The sequence below is a fragment of the Gabonia massiliensis genome, assembly GCF_001403595.1.
GTDB classification, from domain to species: domain Bacteria; phylum Bacteroidota; class Bacteroidia; order Bacteroidales; family Coprobacteraceae; genus Coprobacter; species Coprobacter secundus.
Genome location: NZ_LN877938.1, coordinates 108,889 through 132,730 on the forward strand (window position 1 = coordinate 108,889; position 23,842 = coordinate 132,730).

General features: G+C 35.0%; 19 protein-coding genes. 10 read left to right on the top strand and 9 right to left on the bottom strand.

Translation table 11 applies throughout. The features are described from left to right. The first annotated feature begins 8 nt into the window (after positions 1-8). From BN2628_RS02665 to BN2628_RS02675, 3 genes are all read left to right on the top strand, one after another. Positions 9-764, top strand: coding sequence for an MBL fold metallo-hydrolase (locus BN2628_RS02665; protein WP_021930225.1), 756 nt, complete (start codon positions 9-11; stop codon positions 762-764). 66 nt (positions 765-830) lie between these two features. Continuing rightward, the gene (locus tag BN2628_RS02670; RefSeq protein ID WP_021930224.1) at positions 831-1,592 is read left to right on the top strand and encodes a CDGSH iron-sulfur domain-containing protein; all 762 of its coding nucleotides are present in this window, start codon (positions 831-833) and stop codon (positions 1,590-1,592) included. Positions 1,593-1,734: 142 nt separating this feature from the next. Further along, the gene (locus BN2628_RS02675) at positions 1,735-2,139 is read left to right on the top strand and encodes a DUF2721 domain-containing protein (RefSeq protein WP_055095954.1); all 405 of its coding nucleotides are present in this window, start codon (positions 1,735-1,737) and stop codon (positions 2,137-2,139) included. A 10-nt stretch (positions 2,140-2,149) separates the two neighbouring features. Here BN2628_RS02675 and BN2628_RS02680 read toward each other — a convergent pair whose 3' ends face one another. The 3 genes from BN2628_RS02680 to BN2628_RS02690 are packed head-to-tail and all read right to left on the bottom strand — an operon-like array spanning position 2,150 to position 5,103. Further along, the gene (locus BN2628_RS02680) at positions 2,150-2,842 is read right to left on the bottom strand and encodes an LrgB family protein (protein WP_021930222.1); all 693 of its coding nucleotides are present in this window, start codon (positions 2,840-2,842) and stop codon (positions 2,150-2,152) included. 19 nt (positions 2,843-2,861) lie between these two features. Continuing rightward, a complete protein-coding gene (locus BN2628_RS02685) occupies positions 2,862-3,200 on the bottom strand; it encodes a CidA/LrgA family protein (RefSeq protein WP_021930221.1) in 339 nt (112 codons plus the stop codon). Continuing rightward, on the bottom strand, positions 3,193-5,103 hold the full coding sequence (locus tag BN2628_RS02690; RefSeq protein ID WP_021930220.1) for a RecQ family ATP-dependent DNA helicase: 1,911 nt from the start codon (positions 5,101-5,103) through the stop codon (positions 3,193-3,195). Before BN2628_RS02690 ends, BN2628_RS02685 begins: the two co-directional genes overlap by 8 nt. Positions 5,104-5,285: 182 nt before the next feature. Between BN2628_RS02690 and BN2628_RS02695 the strand changes: the two genes are divergently transcribed. From BN2628_RS02695 to BN2628_RS02705, 3 genes are all read left to right on the top strand, one after another. Next, on the top strand, positions 5,286-6,374 hold the full coding sequence (locus BN2628_RS02695) for an MBL fold metallo-hydrolase (protein ID WP_055095956.1): 1,089 nt from the start codon (positions 5,286-5,288) through the stop codon (positions 6,372-6,374). 231 nt (positions 6,375-6,605) lie between these two features. Next, the gene (locus BN2628_RS02700) at positions 6,606-8,099 is read left to right on the top strand and encodes a 4Fe-4S binding protein (RefSeq protein WP_055095958.1); all 1,494 of its coding nucleotides are present in this window, start codon (positions 6,606-6,608) and stop codon (positions 8,097-8,099) included. 19 nt (positions 8,100-8,118) lie between these two features. Next, positions 8,119-9,504 (top strand): aldo/keto reductase, encoded by a 1,386-nt coding sequence (locus BN2628_RS02705; RefSeq protein WP_021930217.1) that lies wholly within the window; start codon positions 8,119-8,121, stop codon positions 9,502-9,504. Positions 9,505-9,712: 208 nt separating this feature from the next. Here the strand turns inward: BN2628_RS02705 and BN2628_RS02710 are convergent, their stop codons facing one another. The 6 genes from BN2628_RS02710 to BN2628_RS02740 form a co-directional block, all read right to left on the bottom strand. Continuing rightward, the gene (locus BN2628_RS02710; RefSeq protein WP_021930216.1) at positions 9,713-11,059 is read right to left on the bottom strand and encodes a citrate/2-methylcitrate synthase; all 1,347 of its coding nucleotides are present in this window, start codon (positions 11,057-11,059) and stop codon (positions 9,713-9,715) included. A 45-nt stretch (positions 11,060-11,104) separates the two neighbouring features. Continuing rightward, on the bottom strand, positions 11,105-12,364 hold the full coding sequence (gene icd, locus BN2628_RS02715) for an NADP-dependent isocitrate dehydrogenase (RefSeq protein WP_021930215.1): 1,260 nt from the start codon (positions 12,362-12,364) through the stop codon (positions 11,105-11,107). Between the two features lies 1 nt (position 12,365). Beyond that, the gene (locus BN2628_RS02720; RefSeq protein ID WP_055096287.1) at positions 12,366-14,630 is read right to left on the bottom strand and encodes an aconitate hydratase; all 2,265 of its coding nucleotides are present in this window, start codon (positions 14,628-14,630) and stop codon (positions 12,366-12,368) included. A gap of 175 nt (positions 14,631-14,805) precedes the next feature. Further along, positions 14,806-16,530 (bottom strand): single-stranded-DNA-specific exonuclease RecJ, encoded by a 1,725-nt coding sequence (recJ, locus tag BN2628_RS02725; protein ID WP_055095959.1) that lies wholly within the window; start codon positions 16,528-16,530, stop codon positions 14,806-14,808. 278 nt (positions 16,531-16,808) lie between these two features. Then, positions 16,809-17,723, bottom strand: coding sequence for a mechanosensitive ion channel family protein (locus BN2628_RS02735; protein ID WP_021930212.1), 915 nt, complete (start codon positions 17,721-17,723; stop codon positions 16,809-16,811). Positions 17,724-17,755: 32 nt separating this feature from the next. Then, positions 17,756-18,904, bottom strand: a complete 1,149-nt coding sequence (locus tag BN2628_RS02740) for a clostripain-related cysteine peptidase (protein WP_021930211.1) — start codon at positions 18,902-18,904, stop codon at positions 17,756-17,758. Between the two features lie 153 nt (positions 18,905-19,057). Between BN2628_RS02740 and BN2628_RS02745 the strand changes: the two genes are divergently transcribed. The 4 genes from BN2628_RS02745 (at position 19,058) to BN2628_RS17460 (ending at position 23,813) form a co-directional block, all read left to right on the top strand. Continuing rightward, a complete protein-coding gene (locus BN2628_RS02745) occupies positions 19,058-19,879 on the top strand; it encodes a tetratricopeptide repeat protein (protein WP_055095963.1) in 822 nt (273 codons plus the stop codon). Between the two features lie 89 nt (positions 19,880-19,968). Continuing rightward, positions 19,969-20,988: an HU domain-containing protein gene (locus BN2628_RS02750; RefSeq protein ID WP_055095965.1), complete on the top strand. Its 1,020-nt coding sequence runs from the start codon at positions 19,969-19,971 to the stop codon at positions 20,986-20,988. A 222-nt stretch (positions 20,989-21,210) separates the two neighbouring features. Beyond that, on the top strand, positions 21,211-23,604 hold the full coding sequence (gene feoB / locus BN2628_RS02755) for a ferrous iron transport protein B (RefSeq protein WP_044230820.1): 2,394 nt from the start codon (positions 21,211-21,213) through the stop codon (positions 23,602-23,604). A gap of 14 nt (positions 23,605-23,618) precedes the next feature. Then, positions 23,619-23,813, top strand: coding sequence for a hypothetical protein (locus tag BN2628_RS17460; protein WP_044230781.1), 195 nt, complete (start codon positions 23,619-23,621; stop codon positions 23,811-23,813). Positions 23,814-23,842: the final 29 nt, after the last annotated feature.

The following is a 23,842-nucleotide window of genomic DNA, read 5'->3' on the forward strand; positions in this document are numbered from 1 at the left end:
AAAAAATGATGCAAATAGAATTTTTGGGAACTGGCACATCTACCGGAGTTCCTCAAATAGGTTGTAAATGTGAAGTTTGTACTTCTCTAAACATAAAAGACAATCGGCTGCGAGCATCAGCACTATTTTCTGTCGACAATAAAAATATACTTATTGATTGTGGCCCTGATTTTCGCCAGCAAATGTTACGTTCAGGTATAGAGAATATAGATGCAGTACTTATTACCCATGCCCATTATGACCACACTGGCGGCATAGATGACTTAAGACCATATTGTGCACACTTTCCTGTTCCCATTTATTTGGAACCAGAAGTTGCCGGTGCAATAAGGACAAGACTTCCTTATTGCTTTTCAGATAAACGATATCCCGGTATACCAGACCTTCAGTTAATAGAGATAGATACTGAGCCATTTGAAATACAGGGAATTCCTATTATCCCTATTAGAGCTATGCATTTCAAACTGCCTGTTTTAGGTTTTAGAATCGGGAGAGCAGCCTATATTACAGATATGTTGACCCTTCCCGAAAGTGAGTATAATAAGCTCAAAGATTTAGATGTACTTATAATCAACGCTTTACGACATACGGAGCATATATCTCATCAAAATCTGAAGTCTGCATTACAAGTAATAGAACGTATTGCCCCCAAAAATGCATATCTAACACATATGAGCCATCAAATGGGATTACATGAAGTTGAATCAAGACAATTACCTCCCAATGTCCAGTTTGCGTATGATGGGCTTATTATTAAGGTTTGACATTGAACTAATCTTTTAGAATACTTGTTTTAGTCATAATCAGTTACTCCTTAATATTTTTAAATTATGGCTAAAGCAAAAAAAATAAAAGTAGAAACTGGGTCTAATATGGCTCCAGAATCTTACTATATTAAAGTTACGTCTGACGGGCCTTATCTTGTATATGGAAATCCGCCTATTGACCAAGAAATCATTTTGCCTAACGAAGAGGGTTCTTCTTGGGTTTATCGTAAAGGAAAACATTTCACACCAGACCCTGCCCATACAGCTTTATGTCGATGTGGCGAATCAAAACACAGCCCTTTTTGTGATGGTTCCCACGAACATGCCCATTGGAACCCCAAAGAGACTAATAACAAACGCCCTTTGTTAGAAGACGCTGAAGAATTTGAAGGTCCTACTATGATTTTGGCCGATAATGAAAAGTATTGTGCTTTCGCTCGTTTTTGTGATGCCTACGGACGTATATGGAATTTAGTTCAAGAAGCCAAAACCGAAGAAGAAAAAGAGATTGTACGTCATGAAGCCGGTCACTGTCCTGCTGGGCGTTTAGTGTTATGGGACAAAGAAAAAGAAAAAGTTTTTGAACCACCTTTCGAACCCTCTATCGGAATTATTGAGGATCCAGGAATAAAAGTAAGTGGTCCTATTTGGGTAAAAGGAGGTATCCGCATCGAAAGTGCCGATGGTACAAGTTATGAAATAAGGAACCGAGTAACTTTATGCCGATGTGGACATTCCTCTAACAAACCATTTTGTGATGGAACACACGCATCTATGGAATTTAGGGATGGAATACCTTTTGCAGATACTGATAAAGAATGGTAACTGTTACAAATTGAAAATAAGGAATATACGAAAAAATATTCCTTATTTTCAATCATTTCGCATTCAGAGAATAAAAGATAGATTTTGAAATTTCAGGAAAATAATGTAACCTTGCGCACTTGAATCGATAAATTTTCAAAACATGGAAGAACTGACATTGACGACTCCGTCTCTTTTATTTTCAGCCGTATCTCTCATTATGTTGGCATATACCAATCGCTTTTTGTCGTATGCGCAAATTGTAAGAACATTGAAGACTGAATATGACTTGCATCCATCTAAAATCACGGCTGCACAAATAGAAAACTTGCGTTCCCGACTATATTTAATACGTATGATGCAAATTTTAGGAATTGTCAGTTTATTGCTAAGTGTAGTCTGTATGTTTTTAATATATGTAGGTCTTCAAACATTTGCTGTAATTGTTTTTGCAATATCATTACTATCCCTTATTGCGTCTTTAGGAATATCTATAGGAGAAATTATTATTTCTGTCCGTGCTCTCGAACTGCATTTAAGTGCGATGGAGCATAGAAAACCCGAATAGTGTAGGGGAATTAAGCAATCCATTTTTCGACCAATGGAATCAGTAAAGATGTCATAATGCCCATCAAGCCTATTGCCAATCCACTGATAGCTCCCTCGACTGCTCCGAGTTCTATAGCTCGAGCAGTACCTAATCCATGAGCTGCCGCACCTAATGCAAGACCTTGTGCAACTTTGCTTCGCACATGAAGTTTACGGAGTATAAACGGTCCTATAATTCCTCCTAATATACCGCACAAAACTACTGTTACAGCTGTTAACGACGGTATTCCTCCTGAACGAGCAGATAAGCTCATTGCAATAGGCGTAGTGACAGATTTAGGCTCCAAAGATGCTATAACCGAATGGTCAACATTCATTAACTTACAAATCAAAATAACGCTGACAATACCGACAAAACTGCCAACTATGATAGAGCTGGTTATAGATAAGACTTTTCCTTTTAAATAGCCGATTTGTTCATATAGAACATAGCCTAAAGCCACTACAGAAGGTCCTAACATAAAATTAATAATATAGCTCCCATGAAAAAATGTATCATAATCTATGCCTGCCCATTTTAGCACTCCAATTATTACAGCTATACTTATTATGATAGGATGCAGAAGAGCAATATGGCTTTTTGTATATATAAAAACGCCCAACAAATAACTGCCCATCACCAAAAAAAGGAGAAATGGTTCCGAAATCAATAACTCATGCATAATAATACTACTATAACCTTTAGATTTTCTTTTCTAATTTATCTTGCATAATACCTACTACTGCTATAATAACAGCAGTAGTAACAACTGATACGACCAGCAAAGCTATCCAATATCTGGCAACTAATTCATAAGAAGCCATCAATCCTACACCTGCTGGGACAAAAAATAAAGCCATATTTTTGGTCAATGTATTCGATACACTCTGAACATCTGTCGGTTTCACTATTTTTGCGACCAACGACAGAAATAACAAAATCATACCACATACACTTCCTGGGACTATACCCCCGATAAAATGACTGATACATTCCCCCAAAAAGTAAAACAACATTATTAATGCAGCACCTTTAATCATAATTTTGCTTATTTATTCTATAAAGTCCATTTTCACAAATTACAAAATTTTCATCACATAGAAATCGTAAAGTCTCAATTACTTTGTCTTGAGGATAAGAGATATTTTCGACTAAAGTTCCTAATTCTGCAGCACCTTCAGCAAGATACGTCCGAATATCCTTTTCTATATAAGAAAATTTTTCTGTTGACAATTTACCTCCTAATTTATTCTTACAAACATCGCAATTACCGCAATCATCAATTCTCTCTCCAAAATAAGAAAGCAATGTTTTTACACGACAATTATCATCTTCTACAGTATATTTAAGTATACTGTTTACTCGATGTTCAAACCTATCTTTTCTTTCCTCATATATTTTCCGAGTAAGCATAAGATATTGGCTTTCGACCCGACGTGAGGTATATATGATATAAGGTGTTTTTTTTCTTGGAATGTAATGTATAACATGTGATTTAGAAAGGAATATCAGCCCTTCATATACATCCTGCTTTGTCAGTCCACTTCTATGGGCTAATAAATCTTCCTGAATAAATACATAATCAGCAAATAATCCAGTATATGATCTTAGTAATGTTTGTAATAGTCGTTCGTTCTTTTCGCTTTGGTTAAATTTGTACAGTTCATCTTTGTTTACAGTTACCATAATACGCGAAAGTGAATCGATTTCTTCCGTAAATATAATATATTCAGCTTGTTCCAAAATTTTTAGAGCATTGAAAGTTGGTAGTAATGGATACTTGTAAGCTGCGCAAAACTGATTTAGATTAAATTCAAACATTGTATCGGTACCTTCTCCTTCCGCTATTTTCAAAAAATATCCCAACGAGTCATATACTTTTCTGATAAATTCTTTTTCAGGAAATGTATCACTTATCCTCTTTTTCAATTTACTTTTGTCTGCCTTTGACCAAATAATAACAGCGTAGGCTCGTTTTCCATCTCTTCCGGCACGTCCAGCTTCTTGGTAATATTCTTCGGGAGAATTTGGCAAGTCGAGATGTACAACTAATCGGACATCAGCTTTGTCTATACCCATTCCAAAAGCATTGGTCGAAACAATGATTCGGCATTCTCCCGATTTCCATTTTTGTTGTTTTTCATTCTTAATTTCAGTCAATAATCCTGCATGATAAAAATCAGCACTATACCCATTCCGTGAAAGTTCTTCTGCTATTTCTTTCGTTCTTTTCCGACTTCTTACATAAATAATTGCAGTTCCCGGCACACGGTCTAAAATATACATTAATTGTTGCATTTTATTTTCACCATACCGTACTACATATGATAAATTGGGCCGGTCAAAACTTTTCCTAAAAATATTTTTTTCTTTGAATTCTAATTTATCTTGTATGTCATCGGCAACCTGTGGTGTCGCAGTTGCTGTGAGTGCTAAAACTGGAATTCCAGGCAAATATTCCCGAATACCGGCAATCTGTAAATATGATGGTCTAAAGTCATATCCCCATTGGGATATACAATGAGCTTCATCTACAACCAGTAAACATACATGCATGGCTTTTAGTTTCGCTTGAAATAATTCTGTATAAAGTCTTTCCGGAGAAACATAAAGAAACTTATAATTGCCGTATATGCAATTATCCAATGCTATTAACGTCTCGTGACGAGACATTCCAGAGTGTATATAATTAGCTTTAATTCCCTTTTGACGCAAATTATCTACTTGATCTTTCATCAAAGCAATAAGAGGTGTTACAACGATGCAGATACCTTCCATTGCCATCACTGGAACTTGAAAAGTCAAAGATTTTCCTCCTCCCGTAGGCATCAAACCCAATGTATCTTTCCCCTCTAATACAGAACGAATGATATCTTCTTGCAGAGGCCTGAACTCATCATAGCCCCAGTATTGCTTCAATATTCCATATATCTTTTGCGGCATATCAATGCTTTTTGCTCTGCAAAATTAATAATAGTAACGTCAGATTATAACATATTCTTTTCATTTTTTATAATAATTCAGTCTTACATATGTGATTACGGTATAAATATCTGTAATTTGTATAAATGCAAGATAAACAAATCAGATTATATTTGCATATATTTAAAATAGATATTTGATTTATGAACATTTTTAACTTCCAAAACCATACTATGATGTGGTGTATATTGATAATATTGATTTTAGGAATAACCGTATTTGCATTTGTTAATCAACGCAGTTTCGGAAGAAATCCTCAGGGTGAACGTTTAGATAGAATCAAACATTCTCCCCATTATTACGACGGTGAATTCCATAACAAACATGAAACCCCGGTCATGACTTCCGATGAAAACCGGTTTAAAGGCTTTATGAAATTTCTTTTCGGCAAAAGAAGTAAGAAATTACGGCCAGATACTCCATTAACCGTAATAAAAACAGATTTAAAAAATATAGATGTCGACAAAAATATGATAATTTGGTTCGGTCACTCATCATATTTAATGCAAATTAGCGGTAAGCGAATTCTTGTTGATCCTGTTTTCCATATAGCATCTCCTGTTTCATTTATCAATAAACCCTTCAAAGGTACAAATATTTATCAACCGGAGGATATGCCAGAAATAGATTATTTGGTTATTACTCATGATCATTGGGATCATCTTGACTACAAAACTGTAATGGAATTGAAGGGGCGTATTGACAAAGTAATTTGCCCATTGGGAGTAGGGGAGCATTTTGAATATTGGGGATTCAAAAAAGAATGTATTATTGAACTCGATTGGGAGGAGCATGCAAATTTGGAAAAAGATTTTACTTTTTATTGCTTGCCTACTCGGCATTTTTCCGGTCGAGGATTGACGCCAAATCCTACTTTATGGGCTTCGTTTTTACTCGAAACGCCTTGCTTAAATGTATATATCGGTGGAGACGGAGGGTATGATACTCATTATACAGATATTGGCACTCGTTTCCCTAATATAGATTTTGCTATTCTTGAAAATGGACAATATAACGAGGATTGGAAATACATACATTTGATGCCCCAGTATATGGCTCAAGCAGCGAAAGACCTAAAAGCAAAAAAAATAATGACAGTTCATCATTCTAAATATGCACTGGCACGACATGCTTGGGACGAGCCATTAAAAAATGAGCAGAATATGATACAAAAAGATTCTTTAAATTTAATTATTCCTCAGATTGGAGAAATTGTAGTATTAGAAAGATAAAAAACTATGATATCAAAATTGAAACATGACATTTAAGTATAGAGTTTTTATTACCGACAAAAGTACCTTTAATACAGAACCTGTAATATGGGTATAATTCTCTGTAACTTATATACAAAACATATAAGATTTTCAATTATTTTTGTAAAGCGATATTCTTAGTGAAATAGAATTTATACGAAAAGAAAGAGCAAATTCCGGATATTAATCGAACCACAATAAATAAAAATTATGTTACGAACTATCAGACTAACAGTGGCCATTGTATGTTTTATTCTCATCACCTTACTGTTTCTTGATTTTACAGGAACATTACATACATGGTTTGGATGGTTGGCAAAAATACAGTTTCTGCCAGCTCTTTTAGCTTTAAACATTGGAGTTTTAATATTTCTTATATTATTAACTTTTTTGTTTGGTAGGATATATTGTTCAATAATTTGTCCACTTGGTATATTTCAAGACATTATTTCATGGATAGCTGGGAAAAAGACCAAAAACAGATTTCGCTATTCTCCCGCTGTAAAGTGGTTGCGGTATGGGATTTTAGGAATATTTATAGTATCCATAATTATCGGATTACACTCGGTTGTCGCTTTACTGGCACCATATAGTTCTTATGGCCGTATAGCGTCCAGTCTAATTGCCCCTTTCTGGCAATGGGGAAATAATCTTCTGGCTTACTTTGCTGAACGAATTAACAGTTACACATTTTATGAAACAGATATGTGGCTCAAAAGCATTTCAACTTTTATAATAGCCATAATTACATTGGGAACTCTTGTCATTTTAGCATGGAAAAATGGCAGAACTTACTGTAATACGATATGTCCTGTTGGGACAATATTGGGATTTATATCACAGTACTCTATATTCAAACCTGTAATCGATACATCAAAATGTAATAGCTGCGGGCTTTGTGCACGCAATTGTAAATCTTCATGTATAGATTCAAGGAATCATACTATCGACTACAGCAGATGTGTCACATGTATGGATTGTATTGGAAAATGTAAGCAAGGAGCAATAAAATATGCCAGACCTATAAAAAAAATCAATTTTACTGAAAATAATCAGGTTACAACAGAACAAATAAACGATGCCCGCCGTACCTTTTTATCCATATCAACCATGCTTGCGGCAAATACGGCACTTAGAGCTCAGGAAAAAAAAGTTGATGGAGGGCTGGCAATCATTGAAGAAAAGAAAATTCCTCAACGAGCGACCTCTATTATTCCTCCTGGGGCAAAGAATTTTCGTCATTTTGCTCAGCATTGTACTGCTTGTCAATTATGTGTATCTGTATGTCCTAATCAGGTACTACGTCCTTCCAGCAAACTACAAAATTTTATGCAGCCGGAAATGTCTTATGAAAGAGGATATTGTCGTCCGGAATGTGCCAAATGTGCTGAGGTCTGTCCAACAGATGCTATCCATCTTTCTGGATTGGCCGAAAAATCAGCAATACAAATTGGACATGCTGTATGGATTAGGGAAAATTGTGTCGTACTGACTGATAAAGTAAGCTGTGGGAACTGTGCCCGACATTGTCCAACAGGGGCAATACAAATGGTTCCTTTAGAGCAAAATTCAACAGATTCTCTCAAAATTCCAATAGTAAATACAGAACGTTGTATCGGATGTGGAGCATGCGAAAACCTCTGTCCGGCACGACCGTTTAGCGCTATTTATGTCGAAGGTCATCAAATGCATAGAACTGTATAAACACTTTTATTATGAATTTATGAAAAAGAGAAAAGAAATAAATCGGAGAGATTTCCTTAAAGTTTTAGGTACCAGTACTGCATCGGCTGCACTTCTTTATGGCTGTACTTCAAATAATAATTCTATATCAAGCAAAGCGTCGGTACAAGGAGAAATTCCTACAGACAAAATGACCTATCGGACATCTTTATCTGGAGACAAAGTTTCTTTATTAGGTTATGGATGTATGCGTTGGCCTCTCAAGGCTTCACCCGATGGAAATGGTGAAATAATAGACCAAGATGCAGTAAATGAATTAGTTGATTATGCTATTGCTCATGGTGTAAACTATTTCGATACGTCACCTGTGTATGTACAAGGTTTTTCGGAAAAAGCAACAGGAATTGCCCTGAAAAGACATCCAAGGGAAAAATTTTTCATTGCAACTAAAATGTCTAATTTTCAGAACTATACTCGGGAAAATTCTATTGCTATGTACTACCAATCTTTTAAAGAGTTGCAAGTCGATTATATTGATTATTACTTATTGCATTCAATAGGTGGGGGCAGTGGCATAGACACTTTTAAAGAACGTTATGTCAATAATGGAATCCTTGATTTCTTACAAAAGGAAAAGGAGGCCGGACGTATAAGAAATCTTGGTTGGTCATTTCATGGTTATGTTGATGTTTTTGATTATTTGTTATCTTTGGATATAAAATGGGATTTTGTCCAGATTCAAATGAATTATGTAGATTGGCGACATGCTTCTGGTAGAAATGTAAATGCAGAATATTTATATGGAGAACTGGCCAAACGAAATATCCCCGCTATCATTATGGAACCATTGTTGGGAGGTCGCTTATCTAATCTAAGCGATAATCTTGTAGCCAGATTAAAGCAAAGGCGTCCGGATAGTAGCGTAGCTTCTTGGGCTTTCCGATTTGCCGGATCATACCCAAATATTCTTACTGTATTGAGTGGTATGACTTATATGGAACATTTACAAGACAACCTGCGTACTTATTCGCCATTACAACCTCTAACAAATGAAGAAATGGATTTTTTAGAGGAAACGGCCCAGCTAATGTTACAGTATCCCACTATTCCATGTAATGATTGTAAGTATTGTATGCCATGTCCTTATGGTTTAGATATACCAGCTATTCTTGTACATTATAATCGATGTGTCAATGCAGGTAATGTTCCCAAAAGCTTACAGGATGAAAATTATTTTCAAGCTCGACGAGCATTTCTAATTGGTTATGATCGCAGTGTACCTAAGCTCAGGCAAGCAAGCCACTGTATCGGATGCGAACAATGTAATTCTCATTGCCCCCAGAATATAGATATACCTAAAGAACTTCACCGGATAGATGATTTTGTAGAAAAATTGAAACAAAAGAAAGAAATAAGTTTAGGGTAAATACATCATTTATAAAGCAAGAGGGTGTGTCAAAACTTAATTTTTGAAAATATAAACTTTCAATTTGAAATTTAAGCGCCTTAAAAGACAAAAAGGTCGTATCATTACTCAAAACGAAGGTTGATACGACCTTTTTTAGGTATTATAGTTACAATCTATAACTTTTCGGATTGGTCATTTTAGTTTTGACACACCTTTTAGTTTTATATTATCGTTTTTCCAGAGGAATAAAAGATTTATTTTCTGCCACATTTTTATATGCGGGACGAATAATACGTTTGCTGTCAAAATTCAGTTCTTCAATACGATGAGCTGTCCATCCAGTAATACGGGACATAGCAAATAGGGGAGTATAAACCTCCTTGGGAAGTCCTATCATCTCATACACAAATCCCGAATAAAAATCGACATTTGCGCATACTCGTTTTTTTACCTGATTTCCTTTGAATTTCATAAATGTCTCGATAGCTCTTTCTTCTATTAATTCAAGAAAAGCAAATTCTTTATCCAGGCCTTTCTCTTTAGCTAAGTCTCGAGCCCATTTTTTCAGTAATAATGCTCGAGGATCAGAAATCGTATATACTGCATGACCAATTCCATATATTTTACCGGTTTTATTATACACTTCCTTTTTCAGCATTCGTGTCAAATAAGCGTCTATCTCATCTGTATCGGTCCAGTCACTAATAGCTTCTTGCAAATGATGAAACATATCAATAACCCTGAGATTTGCACCACCGTGTAATGGGCCTTTTAGAGATCCGATTCCTGCCGCAATGGAGGAGTAAGTGTCTGTTCCTGACGAACTGGTTACCCGAACCGTAAAGGTTGAATTATTTCCACCTCCATGATCTGCATGTAACATAAGAGCCAAATCAAGAATCTTTGCTTCCATCGGGGTAAATTGACCTTTTAACATAAATAAAAAATTTTCTGCAATAGAAAGATTCTCTTTAGGATGGCGGATATGTAAAGAACGACCTTGTTGGCTATGTCTCAATATGTTATATGCATAAGCAATAATTGTCGGGAATTTTGCTATAAGCTCTATCGACTGACGCATCAAATTGTCTCTTGATGTATCGTCTGGGTTAGGGTCGAATGTATACATTTCTAAAACACTACGAGCCAAAATATTCATAATGTTATGACCTTCTAGGTCCAGAATATTCATTGTCGTTTTTTGCTCCAACGGCATTGCTTGGTTCAGTACTCGAGTAAAGACTTCAAGCTCTTCCTTGTCTGGAAGGTATCCCGATAATAATAGAAATGCAGTTTCTTCAAAACCGAATCGATTTTCACTCTCAATCCCCTGAACCAAATCATCAATACTTATACCTCGATACACCAATTTTCCCGGAATTGCTTTTAATCCATCAGATTGACGTTCATATCCAACAACATCTCCGATTTTAGTCAATCCGACTAATACTCCTGAATGGTCTTCATTACGTAAACCACGCTTTACATTGTGCTTCACGAATAATTCATTATCTATCCGGCTAGTCTCTTTTATAGACTCCGACAGCTTATAAACCATGTATTCATCTTTCATCGATTCTTTGCCATTATCACAATTAAACATCTAATTTGTCTACATTCACAAATTTTCAATTAACCGGTCTTTAAACTCTGTTGTCGTAAGTATGGTAGAGTTACTCATAAAACGAGCCAAATCGGCGGTAGCAGTATGGGTTTCGAATGTATATTCTAATGCATTTACAATACAGTCTGCAGCTTCTTGCCATCCCAAATATTCAAGCATCATGACACCAGATAATAGAATAGAAGAAGGATTCACCTTATTTTTTCCAGCTATATTAGGAGCAGTTCCGTGTGTAGCTTCAAAAATAGCATGTCCTGTAATATAATTGATATTTGCACCCGGAGCAATGCCAATGCCTCCAACCATAGCAGCCAATTGATCAGAAATATAATCACCATTAAGATTGAGAGTGGCTATCACAGAATATTCTTCCGGTATCAACAGTGTATTTTGTAAAAAGGCATCGGCTATCACATCTTTAATAATAATCTTTCCCTTTTTCTTAGCATCCAACAAAGCTTTTTCTGCTACCGACTCACCACTTTCTCTTTTTATGCGTTCATACTGCATCATTGAAAAAATTTGGTCGCCAAATTCCCTTTCTGCCATAGTATATCCCCACAACTTAAATCCACCCTCAGTAAACTTCATGATATTGCCTTTATGAACCAACGTTACAGATGGTAGATGGTGGGCGATTGCATACTCTATCGCTGCACGGACCAGTCTTTCACTTCCTTCTATTGATACAGGTTTCACTCCCAACGATGATGTTTCTGGAAAACGAATTTTCTTTACATTCATTTCAGTTTGTAAAAAGTGGAGTAATTTTTTTACTTCCGGAGTTCCCTGTAACCATTCAATCCCGGCATATATGTCTTCTGTGTTTTCACGGAAAATATACATATTTACTTTCTGAGGTTCTTTTATCGGTGAGACAACACCCTTAAACCAACGTACAGGACGTAAACAAACAAATAAATCCAACTCTTGACGTAATGCAACATTTAGAGATCGTATGCCGCCTCCTACAGGAGTTGTCAATGGCCCTTTTATTCCCACAAGATATTCACGAAAAGTATCCATTGTTTCGTCAGGTAACCATGAACCTGTTTTATTAAAGGCTTTCTCTCCAGCAAGCACTTCCAACCATTCGATACTTCGGTACCCATCATAACACTTTTTTATAGCAGCATCAATAACAGCTTGGGCTACAGGGGTTATCTCCATACCTACACCATCACCTTCAATATAAGGTATTGTTACACAATCGGGTACAGAAAGTTTTCCGTTATTTATTTTTAACTTTGCCATATTACTTCTTTAATTGAGACAAATAATTCAAAGCACTTCCTGATTTAAACCAGTTTATTTGTAAATCATTATAAGTATGCGCAACTTCAAATAGCTCTTTAGTTCCATCTTTGTGAGAGACCTCTATAAACAAATTTTTGCCTGGAGCAAATGTATCCAGCCCTTTAATCGTCATAGTATCGGACTCGCATATTTTATCATAATCCGACTTATCAACGAATGTAAGAGCCAGCATTCCTTGTTTCTTAAGATTTGTTTCGTGTATTCTGGCAAAAGACTTGCTTATAATCGCCTTTACATTTAAAAAACGAGGTTCTAAAGCCGCATGTTCACGAGATGACCCTTCACCGTAATTTTCTTCTGCTATTACAACTGAAAATATACCCTGAGCTTTATAGGTCTTGGCTACTTCCGAGACTTTGTCGTAACTACCATTCAGGACGTTTAATACAGAGTTTGTTTTTCCATTGAATGCATTCACTGCACCCATCAACATATTTCCGGATATATTTTCCAAATGACCTCTATATTTTAACCAAGGTCCCGCCATAGAAATATGATCTGTAGTACATTTGCCCGATACCTTTATCAATAATGGCATATTGACAAAATCTGTAGGCAAAGGTACAGGGAAGGGATTTAAAACTTGTAATCTTTCCGAGTCAGGAGATATGTCTATTGTTATCCCTTTTCCGTCATTTTTCGGTGCTATATACCCGGAGTCCTTGACGTCAAAACCTTTTATCGGTAAATTGTCACCATAAGGCTCATCCAATTTTACTTCTTTACCATTTTTATTTTTCAATGTATCGGTCAGAGGATTAAAACATAAATCTCCGGCAATAGTCAAAGCTGTAACAATTTCTGGAGATGCTATAAAGGCATGTGTATTGGGATTTCCATCTGCTCTTTTAGCAAAATTTCGATTAAAAGATGTCAATATTGAATTTTTCCTCTCGGGATTTTCTGTATGTCTCTTCCATTGTCCTATACATGGGCCACAAGCGTTGGTCATAATAACACCACCAATAGATTTAAAATCTGAAATGATACCGTCCCTTTCTGCTGTATACCGGACTTGTTCGGAACCCGGGTTCACAATAAATTCGGCATTGACAGTTAGCCCTTTTGCTGCGGCCTGTCGTGCCACCGAGGCTGCTCTACTCATATCTTGATATGAAGAGTTGGTACAAGACCCAATAAGACCTACCTCCATTTTCTGAGGGTATCCTTTTTCTTTAACAATACGGGCAAATTCCGAAATGGGCTGAGCTGCATCAGGCGTAAAAGGTCCATTAATATAGGGCTCAAGTTCTGACAAATTAATTTCAATCAACCTATCAAAATATTTTTCCGGTTCAGCCATGATTTCATCATCAGCTTTCAGATATGACTTGATAGCAGACGCAGCTTTTGCAACATCCTTTCGTCCTGTCGCAATTAAGTATTCTGACATATTATCATCATAAGGAAAAATTGAAGTTGTTGCACCAACCTCAGCTCCCATATTACAAATAGTAGCTTTTCCCGTTGCTGAGATAGACTCTGCACCTTCTCCAAAATATTCTATTATGGCATTGGTTCCTCCTTTTACTGTCAAGATTCCTGCTAATTTCAAGATTACATCTTTTGGGGAAGTCCAGCCTTTCAGTCTACCACTAAGTTTTACACCAATCAATTTAGGCATTTTCAATTCCCAAGGGATAGCGGTCATAACATCAACAGCGTCTGCCCCTCCAACTCCAATAGCAAGCATTCCTAAACCTCCAGCATTGGGTGTATGCGAATCGGTTCCGACCATCATTCCTCCCGGAAAAGCATAATTTTCAAGGACTACTTGATGGATAATTCCAGCTCCCGGTTTCCAAAAATCAATGCCATATTTGCTGGATACAGATTGGAGAAAACTATAAACCTCCCTATTTGTATTCAGAGCTGTTTTTATGTCAGTTTCTGCATTAACATCTGCTTGTATTAAATGATCACAATGTACGGAAGATGGTACAGCAACTCTATTTTTCCCTGCAATCATAAATTGCAATAAAGCCATTTGTGCTGTAGCATCCTGCATGGCAACCCTATCCGGTGCAAAATTTACATAATCTATTCCTCGTACATAACTACCCAATTCTTTTTTGTCATAAAGATGTACATAAAGAATTTTTTCAGCATATGTCATTGGACGGCCTAAAAATGAACGAGCGAAGTCAACTCTTTCTGAAAAAGATGAATATACTTTTTCTATCAAATCTATATCAAATTGCATTTCTATAAATATTTTCCACAAAGATAAAAACAAATTGTTCAAAAATGAATACAAAATCGAACAAATTTAACATGAAAAAAATAAATATTTATAAATAATGCAACTAAAATGTATAATCAGGAATAAATATACACAATTTATACATTTATTCCTGATTATACATTTCTACAATTTATTACAAAGAAGGGCGGATATCTTTAATCATTAATTGAATTGAAGAATTTCCATTATGATTATTTTCCTCTAATGTATAACAAATATCAAAAGGTTTATGTTCCTTTATATATTGATGGTGCTCTCGCTTGCCGAATGCTATACCATTCATAATATTTTCCGAGCGGCTATCTACCATCTCCAACTTCAAATGTTCTAAATCCCGGCCTACCAATCGGCTTGTGCCATAATCGTATACATTACGAGTGCAAAAAACAGGTTTCGTATTTCCTGGGCCAAAAGGATTGAACTGTTTCAACGTTTTGAAAAATGATGGAGTTATTTCTTTAAAATCGAGAATGGTATCAATATCGAGCTGTGGAGACATTTGCGTCGGAAGGATATTCTCGGCTACATGCTTTTCGAAGCGTTCGATGAAAGCTGGGATATTTTCCTCTTTTAAAGATAAACCTGCAGCATAAGTGTGGCCTCCAAAATTTTCTAATAAATCACGACACGATTCTATTGCCTTATAAATGTCAAATCCCTGTACAGAACGTGCTGAACCTGTAACCAATCCATTTGAATAGGTTAACACTACAGCCGGACGATAATAGAGTTCGGTCAGACGAGATGCAACAATACCAATAATTCCTTTATGCCATTCGGCATTATATATAACGATAGATTTCCGAATGTCAAAATCTGGACATTTTTCTAAACTGGCATTGGCTTCTTCTGTTATTTTTTTATCTAGTTCTTTGCGGTCTTCATTATACTGATTTATACTCTCACTTTTTTCCTGAGCACGTGCATAATCTTTACTAATCAACAAGTCTACAGCTTCCTGTCCCGACTGCATCCTACCAGAAGCATTGATTCGAGGGCCTATTTTAAACACAATATCGCTGATAGTTATCTCCCGATCTTTTAGACCACAGACATTGATAATACCTTGTAGACCTACACTTGGGTTTGAATTGAGCTGTTTCAATCCATGAAAAGCTAAAATACGATTTTCATCAGTTATAGGTACGATATCAGAAGCAATGCTGACAGCCATAAGGTCGAGTAGGGGAAACAGCATTTTTTTTATGTTCATACCATTGCTCATGGCAAAACCCTGCATGAACTTAAAACCGACACCACAACCAGACAAATGTTGGTATGGATAAGTAGAATCAAGACGTTTAGGATCGAGTACGGCAACAGCATCAGGTAATTCATCATCTGGCATATGATGGTCACATATAATAAAGTCTATCCCTTTAGCCTTTGCATATGCAATTTTTTCAACAGCTTTAATACCACAATCCAATACTATAACTAAAGATATGCCATTCGCATATGCATAATCTATACTTTTTATCGAGATACCATATCCCTCATCGTACCTATCGGGGATATAATATTCCATACTCGAATAAAAGTTTCGAAGGAATTTGTAAACTAATGCGACCGCAGTCGTCCCATCCACATCATAATCACCATAAATCATAATTTTTTCTTTCCGTCCCATTGCCTTATTCAATCGTTCCACCGCTTTGTCCATATCATTCAGCAAAAATGGATCATACAGGTCAGACAACTGAGGTCGAAAAAATTTCTTAGCTTCTATTGTAGAAGTTACCCCCCGCTGAACCAAGAGTTCGCATAGCGAGGGGCTTATCGACAACTCCCGGGCTAATCTCATCTTTATTTCTTCTTGTTCTAATGTAAGGGGTAAGTAATTCCATTTACTTATCATTTATATGTTTTTTTATTTTTATCTGATCTTATCTTCTGCATAAAGCGGAAGAGACGCGACACAATCCGATTTTATTTACTCTTTAACCGATTTATTTTGTGTCATGTATATAACGGAAAGTCTCAATATAATTATATGATATCTTTCCAAATTCTTTTTGAGCAGGTGTAAAGGTATAAAATCTGTTCAATAAACAGACTCCATTTTTATATAAAAAATAAAAAAGCCGACAAAAGATCTTTCTTTTCTTTTGCCGGTTAAATAAAATATACAAACAATTATTCTTCGTTTGTCGAAAAAAGATGTACATCCATCTGAGGAAAAGGTATATTTATTCCTTCTTTTTCAAATTCTTTATATACACGCTCATTCATACTGAAAAATACATTCCAATATTCTGATGATGGTACCCAAGCCCGAACCGTAATATTTACGGAACTATCTCCTAAACTGGATAAGACAATCAAATACTCAGGAATTTTTAAAATTCTTTCATCGCTGTCTAATAGTCTTTTTAATACATCTTTAGCATGGTCATAATTATTACCATAGGCAATGCCGAAGACCCAATCAACACGTCGGCGGGTTTCTTTCGAATAATTGTTAATAATTCCGGTAGACAATCCTCCATTAGGAACAATAATTGTTTTATTGTCTGGCGTATTCAATACCGTATTAAAAATTTGTATTTCCTTTACGGTACCACTCTGTCCTTGAGCCTCAATATAATCGCCGACCTTGTATGGTTTAAACAGCAGCACCATCACTCCTCCCGCAAAATTTTGTAAAGTTCCGCTTAATGCCATCCCTACAGCAATACCGGCAGAAGCAAATAGTGCTACAAAAGACGAAGTATTCACACCCAAAATGCTGACAATTATTACTAATAATATCAACATTAATGTTATATTGATAAGACTAAGTAAAAATGTTTTTAACGAAGGCTCTACATGCCTTCGTTCTAAAATATTGGTAACAATATATTTTATTTTTTTTATCAACCAACGGCCTATCCAAAAGATGATAGCTGCAATCAATATCTTTATGATCCCATGAATCAAACCGCTAATCATTTGTTCCATGAATTGCTGAACGCCCATATTAGAAGCATGGGATAACTTCTCAAAAAACGACGAGACTTTTGTTGTATCTGCCGTTGGAATAGGAATTGAAGGTATTTGTAATAAGAACATAGATAGATATTTTGTGAGTTTAAATAATAGAGTTAATTGTTTATAGCTTTACTCCACTCTAAATTGTCATAAAAGTCATTTTTTTCATTTGGAAGAGGAATATATATACTGAGCCCGCAATATTTTTCGAGGGCGATTTCAAAAAAACTATTTGTATAGTTAACATAAGGAATTGCTAATTGTAATTGATTAGAGAACTCCTTATATTCTTCACTGTCAGTAGGAACAACATTTGAGATGAAATCGTTCATGTCGAAAAATTTATTATTGAATTCATTTCTTCCAAATTGTTGTATAGATGTACGATCTGGTAATAAGTATTTTTCTTTATATATATTTCTTATTTTTTTTACAACTCGAGCCAATGAATCTAAACTTTCACTATGTATTAGACTGACTGAAGCATAAGGATAAGTTTGCTGGGTATAATAATGATAAAAACTTTCACATATGTTTTCTAAAACTAAAGAATTACGATATATATGGGGGATTATTAAGTCATATGGGTATCCATTTCCCATTACCTCTGTAGCAGAAGCTATCAAAAATTCAGTTTTATTTCGAAGTGCGTAAGCCGTCTCAATGCCTGCCATATAGCAAACATCAAATAAGATAAAATGAAACGTATTATCCGGTATTCCTTCTACTAAATCATCGATATTCATCCAGTAATTACCATCTACTCCATATGCACGAGTCAATGGTAACCCTGATAAATTCCGCTTTTGTAAATTGTACATTGTCTGAGACGTAGTACCTTCCATCCAACCACTACCATGTCCCCAAAATATCAAACCATAATCTTTGGCCGGGTACATTGACATCATATCTTCAATAACTTCCTTTAGAACCATACTATTGGCAGAATTGCGCTCTCCATACTTCTTTATAACCTTATATTCTTTGGATTGAGTTATTCTGATTAGCTGGGAATTTCCTTTCTTATCATCAAGATAAACTATTAGATTTCCTCCATTTAGAGCTCCTTTAGAGGCAGCTGAGAGCATTAGTTCAATATTCTGATTTGCATATTCCGATAAATTATTATTTGCAAGCATATATACAAGGACTGTACGGTCTACAGGGGCCTCCACAACAAAATTTTCTTTCTGGCAACCGGTAAAAAGGAATACAGAAAAAAAGAGATACAATATATCTATTATTTGGAATTTACTGTTCATATAAAAAATAATAAATTAGAACCTTAAACGTACAAACTTACTTAAATTTATATCATAACAAATATGAATCTCCTAAAAACTTTTATCTTCTCTAAATGATTACTACAATTATAAATACCTTTGTAAGCGATTATATAATATAATTTAAACACTATGAACCGACATTTGTTTTCAATCATTCTGGTATTTTTTTCGTTAAATATATTTTCCCAAAGTCGCAATGAATGGGTAGATAAATCTTTTGAATGTATAAAAAACGAAGACTGGACAGGAGCAGAAGAAGCGATATTAAAAGCTCTAAAGAGCGACCCGGGAAATGCTCAAAATGCTTTGTTATTATCAAACCTCGGAACTATACAGCGAAACCTCGGGAAAAAAGAAGAGGCGTTAAAATCGTACAATAATGGGCTTATGATTACCCCTCGCTCTGTAACATTATTAAAAAACAGAGCTGCATTGCTTTCTGAAATGAACAGAATTGAAGAAGCGTTGCAAGATTATAATCAAATCCTTTTGTTAGATGAAAATGAAGAAGAATCTTTATACTTACGAGGTCTTATCAGATTAGAAAAAGGTGATACTTCAGCATGTAGAAAAGACTTTGAACAATTAGTTAAATTAAATCCAACTAGTTCGAATGCACGGCTCGGTTTAGCTGCATTAATGAAGTGCCGACACTATTACAAGGAAGCTATAGACCTCTATGGACAAGTAATAAAATTTAATCCTAATCAGGCTCAACTATATATCAGTCGGGGAGAAGCATATTATTATAGCCGAAAATTGAATGATGCAGATAAAGATATTGCCAAAGCTTTGGAACTTGACCCTAAAGACCCTCTAATATATGTATTAAGAGCAAAAGTAAAACTTGCCAGGTATGAAAAAGAGGATGCAGCAAAAGACTTAGAAAAAGCTATATCTCTTGGTTTTGACAAAGAAAGTGCAGAAACAATTTTAAAAGAACACGAATAACGTACCTAATTTGTTAAAAAAGGATTAAAACTTTCTTTTTACTCTATTGTACTATTTCGTATAAACCTAAAATAGCATACATTTGTAATATGCTTGAGTTAAGTAATTATATTGAATATTTATTGGCGGAACATGATTGTGTTATTGTTCCGGATTTTGGAGGTTTTGTAAATCAATACCGATGTGCGTCGTTTTCTACAGACCATAAAGAAATTTTACCTCCATCAAAAAATATAGTATTCAATACAAATCTTAACCATAACGATGGTTTGCTCATAAATACCATTATGCTTAAAGAAAATATTAATTATGAGCAGGCTTTGTCTTTTATAAAGGAAGAAATATTTCAATTAAAAAAGCAGCTTAAAGCATCACCTAAAACGTTGTATTCTTTAGGTGAGCTAGGGCATATTTCGATGGATGAGAATGGAACAATATCTTTTATTGATAATAAGAGAGATACATCCCTTTATCCAGAAACATTTGGCCTTACAGCTCTTAATATTTTGCCGTTAAAAGAATATATATACCAAGAAGAACTTCCGAAAACAAATAAAAACAAGAAACAGAGTTCTGACATTATTTACATCCCTGTAAATCGTCGGATAGTGCGTCGTATTGTGGCAGCTGCAGCCATTATCATTGTGTTGATGATGATCTCAACTCCCATAACAAATATAGAAAGTGATACAAATTATGCAGGGATTGTTTCATCAGAATTATTTGATCATGTAGAAAATAATGTAGACAAATTGCCTGAATTCACTTTAAATGAAAATTCAACCATTCAAAATGACGATACATTTACGGATGGTAGCAGTCAGGTTTCAGTGGAAAATGCGCCATCGGATGAGATTACTAACGTATCAGTTAAAAAGAAACAGTATATAGTAGTTATTGCTACATTAGTATCTAAAAAAGCTGCAGAAAAACAACTTCAATATTTAAAAAATGCAGGTATAGAAAATGATATAAAAATTTTGGAAGGAAGTGGAAAATCAAGGTTGTATATTGAATCATTTTCTAATAAAGATGAAGCTCAAAAATATTTAATGCAATTAAAATCTGATACGAAGTTTACAGATGCATGGATAATGGCTATAGACTAATTTAGAAATAATAAATATCACGAAAAAGAGCTATCAAAAACAATAGCTCTTTTTTTGTTTACAATAACTATAACAAATGGAGGGACAAAGAAAATTATAAAAAAGAAAAACTGCATTATTTAAATTGAATATAAATAAAAACCTCTAATTATTATGTAGAATCAGAATAAATAAGCATCTTTGCATCACAAAAAACAAATATTTCAAAAAGCAAGAAATAATATGCGTTTATCTGATTTACAAACAGGAGAAAAAGCCGTTATAGTAAAAGTCCTTGGGCATGGAGCATTCAGAAAACGAATCATTGAAATGGGGTTTGTTCGAGGTCAAAAAGTTGAAGTATTATTAAATGCTCCGCTAAAAGATCCCATTAAGTATAAAATTATGGGATACGAAGTATCTTTAAGAAGAAGCGAAGCTTTTATGGTAGAAGTTATAAGTATTGATAATTTAATAAATACAGAAAATACAGAAACAACATCAACTTCTATAATCAATGATGAAACTGTAAAGCAAATTGTAGACCGATCAGCTAAAACTATAAATATAGCATTAGTAGGGAATCCTAATTGTGGAAAAACTTCATTATTCAATATCGCTTCAGGCGCGCACGAGCATGTAGGAAATTATAGTGGAGTAACAGTTGACGCAAAAAAAGGTTATTTCAATTATAAAGGATACCATTTTAATATATATGATTTACCTGGAACTTATTCATTATCAGCTTATACCCCAGAAGAAATATATGTCCGTCGCCACTTGAGTGAAGAAATGCCCGATGTTATCGTCAATGTCGTTGTAGCTTCTAATTTGGAAAGAAATCTCTATCTGACGACAGAACTCATCGATATGGACATAAGTATGGTTATCGCTTTGAATATGTATGATGAACTGGAAGATAGTGGCAATACTCTTGATTATAATACCTTAGGGAAGATGATAGGGGTTCCGATGGTACCTACTGTTTCAAAAAACGGAAAAGGAATAGACAAACTTTTCGATACAATCATTAACGTTTACGAAAATCAAGAACCCACGGTAAGGCATATACACATAAATCATGGCCCTGTAATTGAAGAAGGCATTACAGTACTTAAAAATGAACTAAAAACGGATCCTAGAATATTGAAGCATTTTTCCCCTCGATATTTGGCTATAAAATTATTAGAAGGGGACAGAGAAATAGAGATACTTTTGCATAAGGAACAAAATTATGATAAATGGATAGCTATTCGGGATAAAGAAAAAATAAAAATAGAAAAAACGTTAGGGGAGGATGTAGAATCTGCTATAGCAAATGAGAAGTATGGATTTATTTCTGGAGCATTAAAGGAAACGCTGACTTTAGGAAATAAAGAAACAGCTCGTACAACCCACCTAATAGACTCTTTAGTTACCAGTAAACTTTTTGGTTTTCCGATATTTATATTTATCATGTGGCTCATGTTTGAAGCGACATTTACTGTAGGGGCGTATCCTATGAATTGGATAGAATCGGGCGTAGGGTTACTATCTGAATGGGTAAATTCCATTATGTCTCCAGGGCCTTTAAAAGATTTAATTATTGATGGAGTAATCGGTGGAGTAGGGGGAGTTATTGTTTTCTTACCCAATATCCTGATACTTTACTTTTTTATATCTTTTATGGAAGACTCCGGATATATGGCTCGTGCGGCATTTATTATGGACAAAATAATGCATAAAATAGGTCTTCATGGAAAATCATTCATTCCGCTTATTATGGGTTTTGGATGCAATGTTCCTGCAATAATAGCAACCCGAACTATTGAAAGTCGAAGCAGTCGTTTGATTACAATACTTATAAATCCTTTTATGTCTTGTAGCGCGCGGCTTCCTATATATTTATTATTAGTCGGGACATTTTTCCCTAATCATGCAAGTATTGTTTTCTTAGGATTGTATTTTACAGGTATACTTTTGGCTATTGTTACAGCAAAAATTTTAAGACGTTTTCTTTTCAAAAAAGATGAAACTCCCTTTGTTATGGAGTTACCGCCATATCGGCTTCCAACTGCTAAAGCCACTTTCCGACATATGTGGGGAAAAGCAGAACAGTATTTACGAAAAATGGGAGGAATCATATTAGTCGCATCCATTATTATATGGTTTCTCAGTTATTACCCTCGTACGAATGTTGCACCAGAAACAATAACTAATACGACTGAAGAAAGCATGCTGCAACAGAAGAACTCGTACATCGGACAAATAGGTCAATTTATAGAACCTGTTGTAGAACCTCTTGGTTTCAACTGGAAAGTTAGTATTGCTCTCATTTCTGGAACTGCAGCGAAAGAATTAGTTGTTAGTACTATTGGAGTTCTTTATTCAGAAAATGACGCAGAAGAAAATATGGGACCATTATCTGAGAAACTCAAAGCTATTAATCCAGAAACAGGACAGCCTGATTTTACACCATTAATCGCTATAAGTTTTATGGTATTTGTTCTTTTATATCTACCATGTATAGCGTCCATTGTAGCTATTGTAAAAGAAGCTGGAAGTTGGAAATGGGGAGTATTTTCCATTGTATATAATACATCTATTGCCTGGATAGTCTCTTTCTTGGTATATAATATTGGGAAATTATTTATTTAAAAAAACAGAAAATTATGATACAAAATATTATAGTCGGCATTATTGGTATAGTGGTATTTTTATATGTTATAAAAAAAATAATTGCTATGTTCCGCCCGAATAAAAGAAAATCGTCTTGTGGATGTTGCTGTGGTTGTGGAAGTCCAAAGATTCAAAATCAATCAGATACATCTTGTTCTCAATTTGAAAGGAAAGGAACAAAGAAATAATTTTAATAAAAACTTTACAAAGGTCTTGT